The 14,464-nt window shown below is 70.8% G+C and carries 11 protein-coding genes and 2 pseudogenes; 7 read left to right on the top strand and 6 right to left on the bottom strand.

From position 1 onward, the window contains the following. Nucleotides 1–152: 152 nt before the first annotated feature. A complete protein-coding gene (locus AB0P24_RS22235; RefSeq protein WP_365796533.1) occupies nt 153–440 on the bottom strand; it encodes a metal-sensitive transcriptional regulator in 288 nt (95 codons plus the stop codon). Nucleotides 441–718: 278 nt separating this feature from the next. Between AB0P24_RS22235 and AB0P24_RS22240 the strand changes: the two genes are divergently transcribed. The 3 genes and pseudogenes from AB0P24_RS22240 to AB0P24_RS22250 all read left to right on the top strand — a co-directional run. Beyond that, a complete protein-coding gene (locus tag AB0P24_RS22240) occupies nt 719–2,488 on the top strand; it encodes an ABC transporter ATP-binding protein (RefSeq protein ID WP_365796535.1) in 1,770 nt (589 codons plus the stop codon). Nucleotides 2,489–2,770: 282 nt separating this feature from the next. Beyond that, nucleotides 2,771–3,136, top strand: a complete 366-nt coding sequence (locus AB0P24_RS22245; RefSeq protein WP_365796537.1) for a nuclear transport factor 2 family protein — start codon at nt 2,771–2,773, stop codon at nt 3,134–3,136. Nucleotides 3,137–3,428: 292 nt separating this feature from the next. Then, nucleotides 3,429–3,569: pseudogene (locus AB0P24_RS22250) on the top strand (bifunctional 5,10-methylene-tetrahydrofolate dehydrogenase/5,10-methylene-tetrahydrofolate cyclohydrolase); the annotation flags it as partial. A 2-nt stretch (nt 3,570–3,571) separates the two neighbouring features. Here AB0P24_RS22250 and AB0P24_RS22255 read toward each other — a convergent pair. Continuing rightward, nucleotides 3,572–4,546 carry a CU044_5270 family protein gene (locus AB0P24_RS22255; protein ID WP_365796539.1) on the bottom strand — a complete coding sequence of 325 codons (975 nt, stop codon included), beginning with the start codon at nt 4,544–4,546 and terminating at the stop codon, nt 3,572–3,574. Next, the gene (locus AB0P24_RS22260; RefSeq protein ID WP_365796541.1) at nt 4,539–5,081 is read right to left on the bottom strand and encodes a sigma-70 family RNA polymerase sigma factor; all 543 of its coding nucleotides are present in this window, start codon (nt 5,079–5,081) and stop codon (nt 4,539–4,541) included. The genes AB0P24_RS22255 and AB0P24_RS22260 overlap by 8 nt, the downstream gene beginning before the upstream one ends. Before the next feature lie 105 nt (nt 5,082–5,186). On the opposite strand from AB0P24_RS22260, the gene ctaD reads away from it, so the two are divergent. Then, nucleotides 5,187–6,785, top strand: coding sequence for a cytochrome c oxidase subunit I (ctaD, locus tag AB0P24_RS22265; RefSeq protein ID WP_365796543.1), 1,599 nt, complete (start codon nt 5,187–5,189; stop codon nt 6,783–6,785). Further along, a complete protein-coding gene (locus tag AB0P24_RS22270) occupies nt 6,782–7,117 on the top strand; it encodes a hypothetical protein (protein WP_365796545.1) in 336 nt (111 codons plus the stop codon). Before ctaD ends, AB0P24_RS22270 begins: the two co-directional genes overlap by 4 nt. 102 nt (nt 7,118–7,219) lie before the next feature. Here the strand turns inward: AB0P24_RS22270 and AB0P24_RS22275 are convergent, their stop codons facing one another. Continuing rightward, complete coding sequence (locus tag AB0P24_RS22275; protein WP_365796547.1) at nt 7,220–9,199, bottom strand: ricin-type beta-trefoil lectin domain protein; 1,980 nt, start codon at nt 9,197–9,199, stop codon at nt 7,220–7,222. A gap of 332 nt (nt 9,200–9,531) precedes the next feature. Next, complete coding sequence (locus AB0P24_RS22280; protein ID WP_365796549.1) at nt 9,532–10,191, bottom strand: TetR/AcrR family transcriptional regulator; 660 nt, start codon at nt 10,189–10,191, stop codon at nt 9,532–9,534. Between the two features lie 172 nt (nt 10,192–10,363). Here AB0P24_RS22280 and AB0P24_RS22285 point away from each other — a divergent pair, with 172 nt between their 5' ends. Beyond that, nucleotides 10,364–11,611 carry a YncE family protein gene (locus tag AB0P24_RS22285; RefSeq protein WP_365796551.1) on the top strand — a complete coding sequence of 416 codons (1,248 nt, stop codon included), beginning with the start codon at nt 10,364–10,366 and terminating at the stop codon, nt 11,609–11,611. Nucleotides 11,612–11,670: 59 nt separating this feature from the next. Here AB0P24_RS22285 and AB0P24_RS22290 read toward each other — a convergent pair whose 3' ends face one another. Further along, nucleotides 11,671–13,527 (bottom strand): cellulase family glycosylhydrolase, encoded by a 1,857-nt coding sequence (locus tag AB0P24_RS22290; protein WP_365796553.1) that lies wholly within the window; start codon nt 13,525–13,527, stop codon nt 11,671–11,673. 311 nt (nt 13,528–13,838) lie between these two features. Between AB0P24_RS22290 and AB0P24_RS22295 the strand changes: the two are divergent. Further along, a pseudogene (locus tag AB0P24_RS22295) lies at nt 13,839–14,426 on the top strand (aldo/keto reductase); the annotation flags it as partial. Nucleotides 14,427–14,464: the final 38 nt, after the last annotated feature.

Below are 14,464 nucleotides of genomic sequence, written 5' to 3' on the forward strand. Positions count from 1 at the left end.
GCCACGGTGGCCCGTTCACCCCGGGGCCGCGGCCCGCCGGGGGCCCGCTGGAACACGTCGGCGAAACGTGCTCGTTCGAGCGCGGGAGAGCGCGCGCCGGAACCCGCGCCGCCGAGCCGGGCCGGAGGACACCCCGAAGCGCCGCCCGCCCGCTAGGCCAGTGACAGGAACAGCTTCTCCAGCCGGGCCTTCATCTGCTCGGTGGTCTCACCGTCCGAGCCGTTGCGTGCGGGATCGGCGATGCACTGCTGGAGACCGGTCGCGATGATCGCGAAACCCGCCCGGTCCAGGGCGCGCGAGGCGGCGGCCAGCTGGGTGACCACGTCCTCGCAGTCGCGGCCCTCCTCGATCATCTTGATCACGCCGGAGATCTGCCCCTGCGCCCGGCGCAGCCGGTTCAGCACCGACTTGAGCTCGTCACCCTCGAACTGAAGCTCCACGACCACCACTCCTCACATACCCGTCGGGGTATTTTACCCGCCCCCTCGGCCGGACGCGTCATTCCTCACCGCGCGGAAGGATCGCACCCGCCGTGCACCGACCGCCGGCGACGTCCCCGCACCCCGGGACCTGTCCCCCACCCCGCGCCGCCGGCGGCGAAGCTCCTCCTGAGGGGGCCGGGTTCCGCCCGTGGCTGACCGGGCCCCGGCGCCGGGAGCGGCCATCGTAGCCTGGGGGTCGCCGGAGGGCGCCGCCCACCGCCGGGACGAGGAGCACCGTGACCGCCGCAGACGCAGTTCCGACGAGGGAGGGGACCGGCCCCTCCGTTTTCCGGCTGCTCCTCTCCTATGTACGGCCGCACCGCTGGGCCCTGCTGGCCGGCGCGGTGCTCTCGCTGGTGACGGGCGCGACCGGGCTGCTGCTGCCGCTGGTGGCCCGGGGGCTGATCGACGACCTGTCCCACGACCGTTCCATCACCGGGAAGTTGCTCGCGATGGCGGCTCTGGTGGTCGCCAACGCCGGGGTGGGCGCGCTGGGTGCGTACGTCCTCAGGCGGACCGCGGAGTCGGTGGTGCTCGGGGCACGGCGCACCCTGTCGTCGTATCTGCTCAGGCTGCGGATCACCGCCGTGGACCGTACCGAACCCGGTGACCTGATGGCGCGGATCACCTCGGACACCACCCTGCTGCGCGAGGTCACCACGGACTCGCTGGTCGCGCTCGGCACCGGCGGGCTCACCCTGGTCGCCACCGTGGTCATGATGGGGGTGGTCGATCCCGTCCTGCTGGGCGTCACCCTCGTCGTGATCGCCGCGGCGGGCACCGTGCTGGGCCTGATCGTGCCGCGCATCAACCGGGCGAGCCGCCGGGCGCAGGACGCGGTCGGGGTGATGGGGGCCTCGCTGGAACGGGTGCTGGGCGCGCTGCGCACGGTGAAGGCGTCGGGCGCCGAGCACCGCGAGGAGCTGGCCCTGCACGAGGCCGCGGAGGAGTCCTGGCGGCAGAGCGTGCGGGCCGCCAAGTGGTCGGCGGCCGCGGGGAACACGGCGGGCCTCGCAATGCAGCTGGCGTTCATCACGGTGCTCGCGGCGGGCGGGGCGCGGGTGGCGACCGGCGCCATCGGGGTGGGCACGCTGGTGGCGTTCCTGCTCTACGTCTTCTACCTGATGCAGCCGATCCAGCAGGTGGTCGGGGCGGTCACCCAGTACCAGACCGGCGCCGGCGCGCTCGCCCGGATCCAGGAGGCGCTGCGGCTGCCCGCCGAACCCCCGTCCCCGCCCGCCGAGTTGCCGTCCGCGGGCGCCGCACCGGCCGCCGTCGCCTTCACCGACGTACGCTTCCGCTACGCCGACGACCTGCCGTACGTCCACCACGGCGTCAGCTTCGACATCCCCGCGCGGGGCATGACGGCGTTCGTCGGGCCGTCCGGCGCGGGCAAGACCACCGTGTTCTCGCTGATCGAGCGGTTCTACGACCCCGAGTCCGGCACGGTCGCCGTGGACGGCCGCCCGGTCGCCGACTGGGAACTGCCGCTGCTGCGTTCGGCCATCGGGTACGTCGAGCAGGACGCACCGGTGCTGTCGGGCACGCTCAAGGACAATCTGCTGCTCGGCAATCCGGAGGCGGACGAGGACGCGGTCGCGCGGGTGGTGAAGACGACCCGCCTCGACGGTCTGGTCGCCCGGCTGCCGCGGGGGCTGGAGACCCTGGTCGGCCATCGTGGGACCAAGCTGTCGGGCGGCGAGCGGCAACGGGTGGCGATAGCGAGGGCGTTGCTGCGCCGGCCCCGGCTGCTGCTCCTGGACGAGGCCACCTCGCAGCTGGACGCGGTGAACGAGGCGGCGCTTCGGGACACCGTCGCCGACGTGGCCCGGTCGACCACGGTGCTGGTGGTCGCGCACCGGCTGTCGACGGTGACGATGGCGGACCGGATCGTCGTCATGGACGCGGGCCGGGTCCGCGCGGTGGGCACGCACCGCCGGCTGGTGGCGACGGACCCGCTGTACGCGGAGCTGGCGGCGACGCAGTTCCTCGCCTCCGAGCACTGAGCAGTGAGCACTGAGCACGAGACCGGTCGCCGAGCGCCGGGTCCGTACGCCGGGGTGCGGTTCGCCCGCTTGCGGACCCCGTTCGGCCCGGCACCGGTCCGAGACCTTCGGGATCCCGTCCTTGCACGGCGCCCGGCCGGACACCGGCGCCGCTTGGCCCCTCACCCGTCAGGCGGAGTGCGCGGCCTGCGCTTGCCGAGCCCGGCGGGGCGGAGGACGCTCGATGTGAGGGGCTCACGCGGCCCGTCCGCATCGGGTCGCGGGCTCCCGCAGGAGGTCACCATGGGCACCGCGACCGGCCCCACGTTCGACACCGACACGCTGCGCCGGGCCATAGAGGGGAACACCGGGAACACCCTTCTGGCGCTCTACGCGGACGACGCGGAGATCCGCATCATCGACCGCGACACCCAGCCCAGCCACCCCAAGGTCCTGCACGGCCGCCAGGACATCGCCGCGCTGCTGGACGACGTCTACAGCCGCGACATGACACACACCCTGGACCAGTGCATCGTCCAGGGCGACAAGGCCGCCTACAGCGAGTCCTGCGAGTACGCGGACGGGGTCCGGGTACTCGCCGAGTCGATGATCACGCTGCGCGACGGCAAGATCGCCGAGCAGATCATGATCCAGGCATGGGACGAGTAATCGGGAGGACGGGGCGCGTCCAGGTCAGCTCCCGGTTGACCTGGACCTTCTCGGCGCGGGCGGCGCTCGGTCGCCCCCGCCGCCGACGGCCTCACGCGTGCACCGCGCTGCTACGGACGCTCCTGCGGGCCGCCCACTGCCGCGGGAGGCGCCGAGCGTCTCGGCCACCTTGCTGCGGGCGCTGACCGGCGCCGGAGCGGAGCACCGCGTCCGCGGCGATCGCGCCGGAGCAGGACGTGGACGGCGTGACTTCGCGTCGTTCGCGACGACGAGCTTCGGCCTGCCGGAGAGCGACCACGGTGACGTCGACTTCGGCACCGCCGTCGAGCGGGCCTCGCTGGTCACGCCGGTGCCGGGCGGGGCCGGCCCGATGACCGTCTCGGTGTTGCCGGAGCAGACGGTGGCGGCGGCCGCCCGGCAGGTCGGGGCATGACGTCAGCGCATCCAGGCTCGGTACTCCATGACGTCCCCGGCCCGGACCCCGTACTCGGGATCGTCCCGGGTGAACGTGGTCTCGAGGCCGAGCACGGCGCCGGTGGCCGGGGCCAGGATCAGCATCCGCCGGGCGCCGGTGCCCTCGTCGAGGACGTACGCCTGTCCGGTGCGGCCCAGCCGGTCGGTGACCTGGCCGGCCGGCCGTAGCCCCTGCGCGTCGGCGAGCAGCTCGGCCAGGGCCGCCGACTCGCGCGCCCCGAGCGTCCAGTTGTCCAGCAACTCCTCGGTGGCGTCGAGGAGTTCGGACGTCGTGAGGGAGCCGGTGCCGGTGTGGATCAGGTCGGTGAGGTAGGCGCGCAGCCGCCCGGGGTCGTGCGGGGGCGTGGACAGGGGAGGCGCGTCGCCCCACATCGGCGGGAACGTCCGCCGGCTGAGCACATGGCCGTCCTCGACCCGGCCCGCGTCGGTCAGGACGGGCCGGCCCGTGCGGTCCGGGTCGGTCGCCACGACCACCTCGGTATGGGTGCCGTCCGCCCGCCAGCGCACCAGGCGCTCCTCGGGGAGGGTGACCGGCGGACTGTCGTCGCTCATGGCGAGGCTCCAGGACCGTACATGGGTGCCCTGGCGCAGCGCCGGGGAGCCGTCCGTCGCCGCCACCGCGGCGAGTTTCACGACCTGTGCGAGCGGTACGGCGACCGAGTGGGCGCGGACCGTCAGCGGCCGGGGCGCGGCGACGGCCGGGGTGCCCGACGGACCGCCGAGCAGCACGGTCAGCACGGTGGCCGTCACGACGGCGGCCGCGGTGAGCCCCCACAGCAGGCGCGGCCGGGACCAGGTCCGGCGGCCGGTGCGGGGGTCGTGCAGCAGCCGGTTGAGCCGCCGTTCGGCGGTGTGGTCGAGCGGGCCGTCGCCGAAGTGGGGGCCGTCGGCCGGCACCGGGTCGGCGGCGCGCAGCAGGTCGAGTTCGTCAGCCATGGCGGTGTTCCTCGGAAAGGGCCTCGGCGGCGGGCGGTCGCAGTCGGTCGATCTCGGCTCTGAGCCGGCGGCGGGCCCGGTGCAGCCGCATCGCCGCCGCCCGCTGTCCGCAGCCCAGGGCGACGGCCACCTCGTCGACGCCGAGTTCCTCCCACGCGGTCAGCCGCAGCACCTCCTGGTCGGCCGGGGACAGCCGGGCCAGCGCCTCGTGCACCCAGGCGCCGGGCCGCTCGCTGCCGGGGCTCTCCACGACGTGCCGGCCGTGCGCGGTGTCGTCGTTGCCCAGCCGGTCCACCAGCCGGCGCCGGCGCCCGTACCCGCGTACCGCGTTGGCGAGGCAGTTGCGTGCCACGCCGTACAGCCAGGGCAGCGGGGCCGCCGGCAGGTCGGCGCGGCGGCGCCAGGCCACCGTGAACACCTCCGCCACCACTTCCTCCACCTCGCCGGTCCGGCCGTCCAGTCGCCGCGCGACATAGCGGCTGACCGCCCAGTAGTGCTCGCGATAGGCAGCGGCGAAGATCTCGTCGTTGCTCATGTCCCGTTCTTGTCCGGCACCTGCCCGATCGTCACACCCTTCTCCGTGACGCTCGTCGCATCCGTCGAGTGTGACCGGCGGGTACCGCCCGGACACAGGCGGGGCATGAGGAACCTCAAGTGGCTCACGACCACGGATCACAAGACGATCGGAACGCTGTACCTGGTCACGGCGTTCTCGTTCTTCTGCGTGGGCGGGGTGATGGCCCTGCTGATGCGCGCCGAGCTGGCCCGCCCCGGTCTGCAGATCATGTCGAACGAGCAGTTCAACCAGGCGTTCACGATGCACGGCACGATCATGCTGCTGATGTTCGCGACCCCGCTCTTCGCCGGTTTCGCGAACTGGATCATGCCGCTCCAGATCGGCGCCCCGGACGTGGCCTTCCCGCGCCTGAACATGCTGGCCTACTGGCTCTACCTGCTCGGCTCCACCATCGCAGTCGGCGGTTTCCTCACCCCGCAGGGCGCGGCGGACTTCGGCTGGTTCGCCTACGCCCCGCTCTCGGACGCGGTGCGCACCCCGGGCGTCGGCGCCGACATGTGGATCATGGGCCTCGCCCTCTCCGGCTTCGGCACCATCCTCGGCGCGGTCAACTTCATCACCACGATCATCTGCATGCGTGCCCCCGGCATGACCATGTTCCGCATGCCGATCTTCGTCTGGAACGTCCTCCTGACGGCCTTGCTGGTGCTGCTCGCCTTCCCGGTCCTGGCGGCCGCCCTGTTCGCGCTGGAGGCCGACCGCAAGTTCGGCGCCCACGTCTTCGACGCCGCCAACGGCGGAGCACTGCTCTGGCAGCACCTCTTCTGGTTCTTCGGACACCCAGAGGTGTACATCATCGCGCTGCCGTTCTTCGGCATCATCTCCGAGGTCATCCCGGTCTTCTCCCGCAAACCGATGTTCGGCTACATGGGCCTGGTCGCGGCGACGATCTCGATCGCAGGCCTCTCGGTGACCGTCTGGGCCCACCACATGTACGTCACCGGCGGCGTGCTCCTCCCCTTCTTCTCCTTCATGACCTTCCTGATCGCCGTCCCGACGGGAGTGAAGTTCTTCAACTGGATCGGCACCATGTGGCAGGGCTCGCTGTCCTTCGAGACGCCGATGCTCTGGACCATGGGCTTCCTCGTGACGTTCGTCTTCGGCGGCCTGACCGGCGTGATGCTCGCCTCCCCGCCGATCGACTTCCACGTCTCCGACTCGTACTTCGTCGTCGCCCACTTCCACTACGTGGTCTTCGGTACGGTCGTCTTCGCGATGTTCGCCGGATTCCACTTCTGGTGGCCCAAGTTCACCGGGAAGATGCTGAACGAGCGCCTCGGCAAGATCACTTTCTGGACCCTGTTCACCGGCTTCCACGGCACGTTCCTGGTCCAGCACTGGCTGGGCGCCGAGGGCATGCAGCGCCGGATCCCCGACTACCTGGCCGTGGAGGGCTTCGCCACCCTCAACACGGTCTCGACGATCTTCTCGTTTCTGCTGGGCTCGTCCCTGCTCCCGTTCTTCTACAACGTCTGGAAGACGGCCAGATACGGGGAGAAGGTCGAGTCGGACGACCCGTGGGGCTACGGCCGCTCCCTGGAGTGGGCGACCTCCTGCCCGCCCCCGCGCCACAACTTCGTCGCCCTGCCCGCGATCCGCAGCGAGTCACCGGCCTTCGACCTTCATCATGCCCCGGTGGAGCGGGAGTTGAGCGCACGATGAGCGTGGGCGAGGAGGAACGGGCACTGGTCGCGCAGATCGAGGGGCATCTGCTGCTGACGGCGACCAGGGAGGAGGGCCGCGCGGCGGGGGCGCGGGTGGCGGACCGGCTGGGGTGGCTGACGGGCACGCAAAGGGACGACCTGGAGCGCGCATTCGAGTCGGAGTACCTGGCGCTGGCCCGCGTGTCCTGGCGTCGCACGGCACAGCGCGGTGAGGAGCTGAGACGGGAGTACGAGCGGCGATACCGGACCGTGCGCCAACGGCTTCTGACAGGCTTCCTGTTGCTCAGTGTCCTGTTCACGGCAGCGGTCCTGATGATCCAGGCACCGTGAGGTCAGCGCTCCTGAAAGGGGCGCGGGACTGTGACTGACATGCGGCTGCCGCCGCGTGCGCGCGACCAGTCACAGCCCGCCCGCGCCCGACCGGCTACCGACTCAGCTCAGCCCCCACTGCTGATTGGTCCCCCCGTTGCAGGCCCACAGCACCAGCGAAGTCCCGTTACCGGTGGCCGCCCCGTACGCGTCCAGGCACAGCCCCGCGTTGACGTTGGTGATCGTGCCGTCCGAGTTCACGTTCCACTTCTGGTTGTTCTGCCCGTTGCAGTCCCAGATGACGACCTTGGTGCCGTTGGCCGTGCCCTGGTTGTAGGCGTCCAGGCACTTGTCGCCGTACACCGCGAACTCCTTGCGCGAGGTGTACGTCCAGGCCTGGTTCTGGCCGCCGTTGCAGTCCCAGATCTCGGCCTGGGTACCGTTGGTGATGGTGTTGTCGTAGACGTCGGCGCAGCGGCTGGACTGCTTGCCCACGATCAGGCTGCCGTTGGCGCCGGGCACCGCGCTGACCGTGATCGCACCGAGCGTGGGCAGCGAACTGCCGCTGAATGTAAGCGAGTTGCCCGATCCCTTGGCCAGGTCGGCCTGCACGGACACGGTCCCCGGCGAGGACCCGGTCGGCGGGAAGGAGACCGTGGTCGAGGTCTGGCCGTTGACCTGGAGGGTGCCGGTGACGGCGGTGGAGCCGGTGTTGGTGTAGGCGATGTCGACGACGTCCAGGCCGGTGCTCGCGGCGCTCACGCCGGTGTACCTGCCGGTGGCGGCGGCGCTGTAGCCGGTGCCGCCCGCCTCCGTGCCGCCGCTGACCTTGAGCATCACCGACCCGCCGGCCGGGACGCTCGCCGTGTAGCCGGTGGCGTACGAACCGAGGTCCTGCTGGGCCCACAGGTCACGCACGGTCGCCGAGGCACTGGTCAGGCCGAGGTCGGACCAGCGGACGGTGATGTTCTGGGCGGAGGAGGTGCGGTTGAGGAGGACGACCGCGCGGTTGCCGGTACCGGAGAGCACCTTGCCGTAGACCTGCAGGCCGGTGGTGTCCTCGGCGACCTTGACGCCCTGCAGGCCGCGCGGGTCCTGGTCGACGGCGACGACGTCGGAGTTCTTGAGGATGGCGGCCGTCTCGGCGGTCATCGTGGTGAGGTCGTTGCCGGCGAGCAGCGGGGCGCCGGAGATCGCCCACAGGGCCATGTGGGTGCGGTTCTGGGCCGCCGTGAGACCGGTCATGCCGACGGTGAGCATGTCGGGGTCGTTGTAGTAGCCGGTGTGCTGGGCGGCGGGGTGCAGGCTCTGGTCGAAGTTGGACAGCACCGCCGACTGCGACGCCGTGCCGCCGTAGTAGTAGATGTCCGTGCTGGTCCGCCACATGGGGGCGAGTCCGGGCGCCCAGTTCCAGGTGTTCTGGTAGCCCCAGTTGCAGATGGACAGGGTCAGCGGGCGGCCGGTGGCTGCGGTGGCCTTGGCCACGGCGGAGCTGATCGACCTGTAGGCCGTCGCCGCGTCCAGGCCCTCGGCGTCGCCGCCGCACCAGTCGACCTTCACGAAGTCGAAGCCCCACTCGGAGAACTGGAGCATGTCCTGGTCGTAGTGGCCCTCGCTGCCGGTGTTCGCGGCGGCGGGGCGCCCGGTCGGGTAGTAGTACCCGCAGCCGTTGGCGCCCGCGTCGGTGTAGATGCCGGCCTTGAGGCCCTTGCTGTGGATGTAGTCGGCGATGGCGCTCATGCCGCCGGGCCACTCACTGGTGTCGACGGTGATGGCGCCGGCGCTGTCCCGGGCGCCCTGCCACCAGCCCTCGTCGATGTTGATGTAGTCGTAGCCGGCGGCCGGAAGGCCCGCCGCGACGAACGCGTCGACCTGCTGCTTGATGACGTCGTAGTCGATCTTCGCGGCGAAGCTGTTCCAGGAGGCCCAGCCCATCGGGGCGGAGGGCACCGGGATCTGCCGGGTCGTCGCCGCCTGGGCCGGCCCGGGCGCGGCGAACAGGAGCGCGGCGGCGGCCGTCAGGGTCAGGGCGAGGACGCGTACGGCGACGGCCCGCAGGTGTCGTACGAGACCTCTGCCGGTCGGTCTGGGCGGGGGGTACATGCGGCTCCTCCACGGGGGGTGCGCGAAGGTTGCGACTCACCTATGTCCGATATCTCGAACATGGATCGGGGTTCCGAACATGTTGCGGGCCGACCGTAGAGCCGCCGGAGGGTGAAGTCAACGGCTGTGACAGGCGTGAAGTCGCCCTCGCCTTCGCGCCGTTCGCCCCAGGAGCGCCCCGTCAGGGGCGCGGGGATGTGCCGATGCGCGGCTCCGCCGCGTGGGCGCGGCGCGACCGGCCGCGACGAAGCCGAAGCGGCAGCCGTAGCCACAGCCACAGCCACAGCCACAGCCACAGCCACAGCCACAGCCACAGCACGACCCCACGCGGCTCACCCCTTGGGCGTCCACCCCGCCGGCCGCAGTATCCCCACCAACAACCGCACCAGCTCCTCCACGACCTCGTCCAGACTCGCCTCCACCCGCCCCGCACTCCAGTCGTGCAGCAACCCGTTCACGCTGCCGATGAACGCCGTCGCGGCCAGCCGGTAATCACGCGGAGCCGCGTCGCCGCGCGCGACGGCCGCGTTCGCCTCGGCGCATATCAGCTCCACCCACCGCGCCCGCCGTGCCAGCCGCTGCTCCTCCAACCGCGGGCTCACCCCGATGATCTCCACGAAGGCGATGCGGATGCGCCGCGGATCCGACGTGACATCACGGGCGTACGCCCGGAACAGCACCGTCACACGCTCGACCAGCGGCAACGGTTCCGCCTCGGTGAACGCCTCGACCACCGCCCGCTCCGCCCACCCGTTGACCTCCAGGTGCAGCGCGGCGAGCACGTCCTCCAGGGTCTGGAACTCTTCGTAGAACTGACGGGTCGACAGACCCGCCGCCTGGCTCAGCGCGGCGACCGTGGTGGCGCGAAACCCCGGTGCGCCGCCGAAGAGCTGAAGTGCCGCGTCCAGGAAGCGCCGACGCCGCTCGGCCTTGCGTTCCTCGGCGGACCGGCCGCCGTAGCGACCCGTCGGTGCCTTGAGCCTGCCCGCCAAGATTGCCCCCTCCGTCGACCGCCCGATGGTCAATTTTCTCGCGTACGCCTCTTGTGGAGTCATCCACCCCTTCCTTACTTTTCAGTAAGTTCACTTCGAACGCGCCCGTGTTCAGTTTCCGTGAGCTGTGACCGTACGCGCGCGCCCACCCCCCTCAGAGGAGAGAGCAGTCATGCCTGCCTTCAGATCCAGGCACCTTTGCTCCGTAGCCGCCGCCCTCGTCCTGACCGTCGCCGCATCCGCGACCGCCGCCCACGCCGCGGCCGACGCGTCCCTGCGCGAGGTGCTGTTCGTCGGCAACAACTGGGACGGCACCGCGACCGTCCTGAACTCGTCCGGCGACTTCGCCAAGGTCGGCCAGATCAACGTCATACCCGACAAGGACGCGCGGATCGCGGAGATCAACGCCGACCCGATCAAGTGGATCTACTACACATCGATCCGCAACGAGGTGGGCCAGGGCCACGACCAGTACGTGGACGACATGTACTCCACGCCGGACGGCAAGTCCGTGGTCGTCTCCCGCCCGAGCTTCGCGGACGTCGTCTCCATCGACCTCGCCACCGACAAGATCAACTGGCGTTTCCCGGTGGCGGGTTACCGCGCCGACCACATGGCCGTCTCCCCCGACGGCACGAAGGTCGCGGTCTCGGCGTCCACCGCGAACAAGGTGCAGGTGCTGGACATCAACACCGGCACCGAGCTGGGCGAGTTCGCCACCGGTGACAAGCCGCACGAGAACGTCTTCAGCCCCGACGGCAAGTACATCTGGAACATGTCGATCGGCGAGGTCACCACCTCGCTCGACGACCCGTCCTGGGACTGGACCAAGGGCGACCGCCACATCACCGTCGCCGACGCCACCACCTACAAGCAGGTCAAGACCATCGACATGCGGGCCCGGCTGGACGCGATCGGCCTGAAGGACTTCTCGGACGCGATCCGGCCCGCGGCCTTCACGCCCGACTGGTCGAAGATGTACTTCCAGGTGTCGTTCTTCAACGGCTTCCTGGAGTACGACATCGCCAGCGACAAGATCACCCGGGTGAAGACGCTGCCGGCGAACCCGGCGACCAGCACCGACCGCACGACCTGGCTCCTCGACTCGCGTCACCACGGCATCTCGATGAAGCCGGACGGCACCAAGCTGTGCGTCGCCGGGACGATGGACAACTACGCCACGATCGTCGACCGGGCCACCTTGCAGGAGGGGCCGCTCATCACGGCGTCCACGCCGTACTGGGCCACGGTCAGCGGTGACGGCAAGGACTGCATCATCTCGGAGAGCGGCGCCGACCAGGTGACCGCGATCGACTTCGGCACCGGCCAGAAGGTGACCTCGGTGCCCGTCGGCGACCACCCGCAGCGCGTCCGGCTCGGCCATGTCCAGGCTGACTGGACTGGTGCGTCCGGTAGTTGACGGTACGTCAGGAACTTCGGCCTCCGGGGTGCGCGGCACCCCGGAGGCCGAAGCACTGTTCAGAACTTCGCCGCCACCCAGGCGGCCAGCTCCGCCTTGGCCGCGTTCAGCAGGGTGGAGCCGGGCGAGGTCGCCCCGTTGGTCACCAGCGCGAAGTGCAGCGCGCCGGAGTCCGAGTCGGTGAGCAGCAGTCGGCGGCTGCCCGTCCCACCCGGTTCCGCCGCCACGCCGACCGGGGTCGAGGACGTGTACGACGGGGGCGCGTAGGCCGTGCCCAGGTCGGAGACGACCGTCGTGGACGCGGTCGGGAAGGAGGCCGGGAGGTGGAGTTCGGTCGGAGCGGTGGCGCTGCCGGAGCGCCAGACCTGGACGGCGTACTGCCCGGAGCCGACCAGCGCGGCCACGTTCGGCAGCGAGCTGGGCACCGGGTTCCAGGTCAGGGTCGTGGAGCCGTCCCGGGAGCGGTCCTCGTAGGTGAAGGCGAGGGTGCTGCCCGAGGTGGCGCCCGGGTAGACCCGGTCGAGCAGCCGGGCGTCCTGACGGAGCGTCACGGTGCCCGAGGCCGTCATGTTCACGGCCGAGAGGTCCTCGTCGTTCCAGGCGTCACCGGAGGTGAGGACCTTGCTGGCATTGCCGTTCATCAGCTCGTGGTGGCGGCCGTTGTAGATGTCCCACTGCCACTGGGTTCCGGACAGCACCGGTCCGGAGGAGGCCGGGGTGGACCACCAGTTCGCCCCGGAGAGGCGGGAGTCGAGGGCCTGGTACATCGCCTTGTCGACGGTCGGCGCCTTGCCGGAGGTGGTACCCGACAGCGGATGCCCGAACTCGCTGACGACCGCGGTGGTTCCGGCGGCCGAGGCGCGGTCGCGGATGGTGCCGAAGTCGGTCGAGTACTGGCCGTCGGAGGCGTTGCCCCACATCAGGATGCCGGAGATGGCCTTCTGGTCGTAGAAGTGGGTGTTGAAGACGTACCGCGAGCCGAGCGTGCCCGCGTCCAGCAGCCCGCCCTCCTGGTTGGTGACGTTGCCGTTCCAGTAGAGGTTGGGCTCGACCAGGGCGGGCTTGCCGCTCCAGCCGGCCGCGTCCATCCGGGCCCGGAACTTCTGGTAGAAGGGCCACAGCCGGTTCTGCTCCCAGGTGCGGGAGGTCTCCCCGGAGTCGTAGCTGCCGGCGTACGGCTCGTTGTACGGGTCGAAGCCGACCACGCCGGCGAACTCGTCGGACGTCAGGTGCTGGGCCAGGTAGGCCATGGTGGTCTGGGCGGTGGCCAGGAAGGCGTCCTGGAGGCCGTGGTTGTTGTGCCAGAAGTCGTACTGGGCGTCCTGGACGGCCGTGTTCTGGGTGATGTTCTGGCCCCAGAAGAGGCAGACGCCGCAGGACTCGGCCGGGTAGTTCCCCAGTTCCACCGCCCACTCGGGGGCGCCGTCGCCGGTGTACCAGCTGCCCGAGTTGAACAGGTAGCGGGAGTACAGGTCCTGGTGGAAGTCGGGGAAGACGCGGATGCCGGCGTCGAGGAACGCCTGCATCTGCGCGGTCACGGCGGCCAGGTAGCCGGTGTCGACCTGGCCCTGGACGGGTTCGGCGTGCGCCCAGGAGAGCAGGAAGCGCACGGCGTTGCCGCCGCCGAGGGCGCGCAGCGCGGTGGCGGACTTCGTCGCGTCGGCGACGGAGGCGAAGGGCAGGCCGCTGTTCTCCTCCAGCTTGGTCTCGCCGGAGACGTTGTAGCCGCGCAGCACGACCTCACGGCCCTGGCCGTCGACGAAGCGGCCGTTCTGCACGGTGAGGGCGGTGCCGTCGAACCAGAGGGAGTCGGACGGGGTGGCGGCGGTGGCGGACGGGGTGCCCGCCACCGCGAGGAATCCACAGAGGACAACCAGGACAACGATCAGCCGTGCCCGGATATTCGTCATGTCCATTACAGTCGGGTGATTTCCGGACACAGTCAATACTTCTGACTCGGGAGTAAGTTCAATACCCGCCCGGCACTTGTCCCCCAGCCGCGTACTTCTCCCTCATCCACCGCCCGGCCGGTCACGTTCGGCGGGTACTCCTCGCGGCTGAGCGGAGCGCTGGGGTCAGCCCCGTCGGCAGTGCGCCGGGCGTGGGCGCGGGTGGCTGCGGGCCGAAGCGGCACGGCGGGGGCTCTCTCTTTTTCCCCCCGGGCCGCGGGGTTCAGCCCTACGGCCAAGACCCGGACCGTGACCGCACCGTCGACGACGGCCGCACGATCCCCGCGATCGGTCCGGGTACCGCGCCGATGGACGACGAGCGGTCCCGCACCGCGGTGGCAGACGCCCTGCGGATCGGCTACCGCCTCATCGACACGGGCGCGGCCTACGGCAACGAGACCGGCGTCGGCCGGGGCATCGCCGACAGCTGGGTGCCGCGTGAGGAGTTCTCGGTCGTCACCAAGCTGCCCGGCCGGCACCACGGCTACGCGGAAACCGGCGTGGTACCGGCCGTCAACCAGATCGAGGCGCACCCCCAGTTCCCGCAGGACGACCTGCGGGCCCGGCACGCCGAGCAGGGCATCCGGACCATGTGCTACAGCCCTCTGGGCCGCGGCACGGGCCTGCTGGACGACGCGACCGTCCTCGCCGTCGCCGAAGCCCATCAGGTCACCCCGGCTCAGGTGGTCCTTCGCTGGCATGTCCAGCACGGTGCGGTGCCCGTACCCCGGGCGAGTGCCGGACGCCACCAGCGGGACAACCTCGACGTGTTCGGCTTCGCGCTCACCGAGGACGAGACGAACCGCATCGGCTCCGCCTTCCCCCGGCACCGCATCGGGTTCGCCCCGGAAACGCACGAAGAGTTCCGACTCCCCACATGGCGCCTCGGACACCCGCCTGGTCT

Source organism: Streptomyces sp. NPDC086519 (genome assembly GCF_040686075.1).
GTDB lineage: Bacteria > Actinomycetota > Actinomycetes > Streptomycetales > Streptomycetaceae > Streptomyces > Streptomyces shenzhenensis.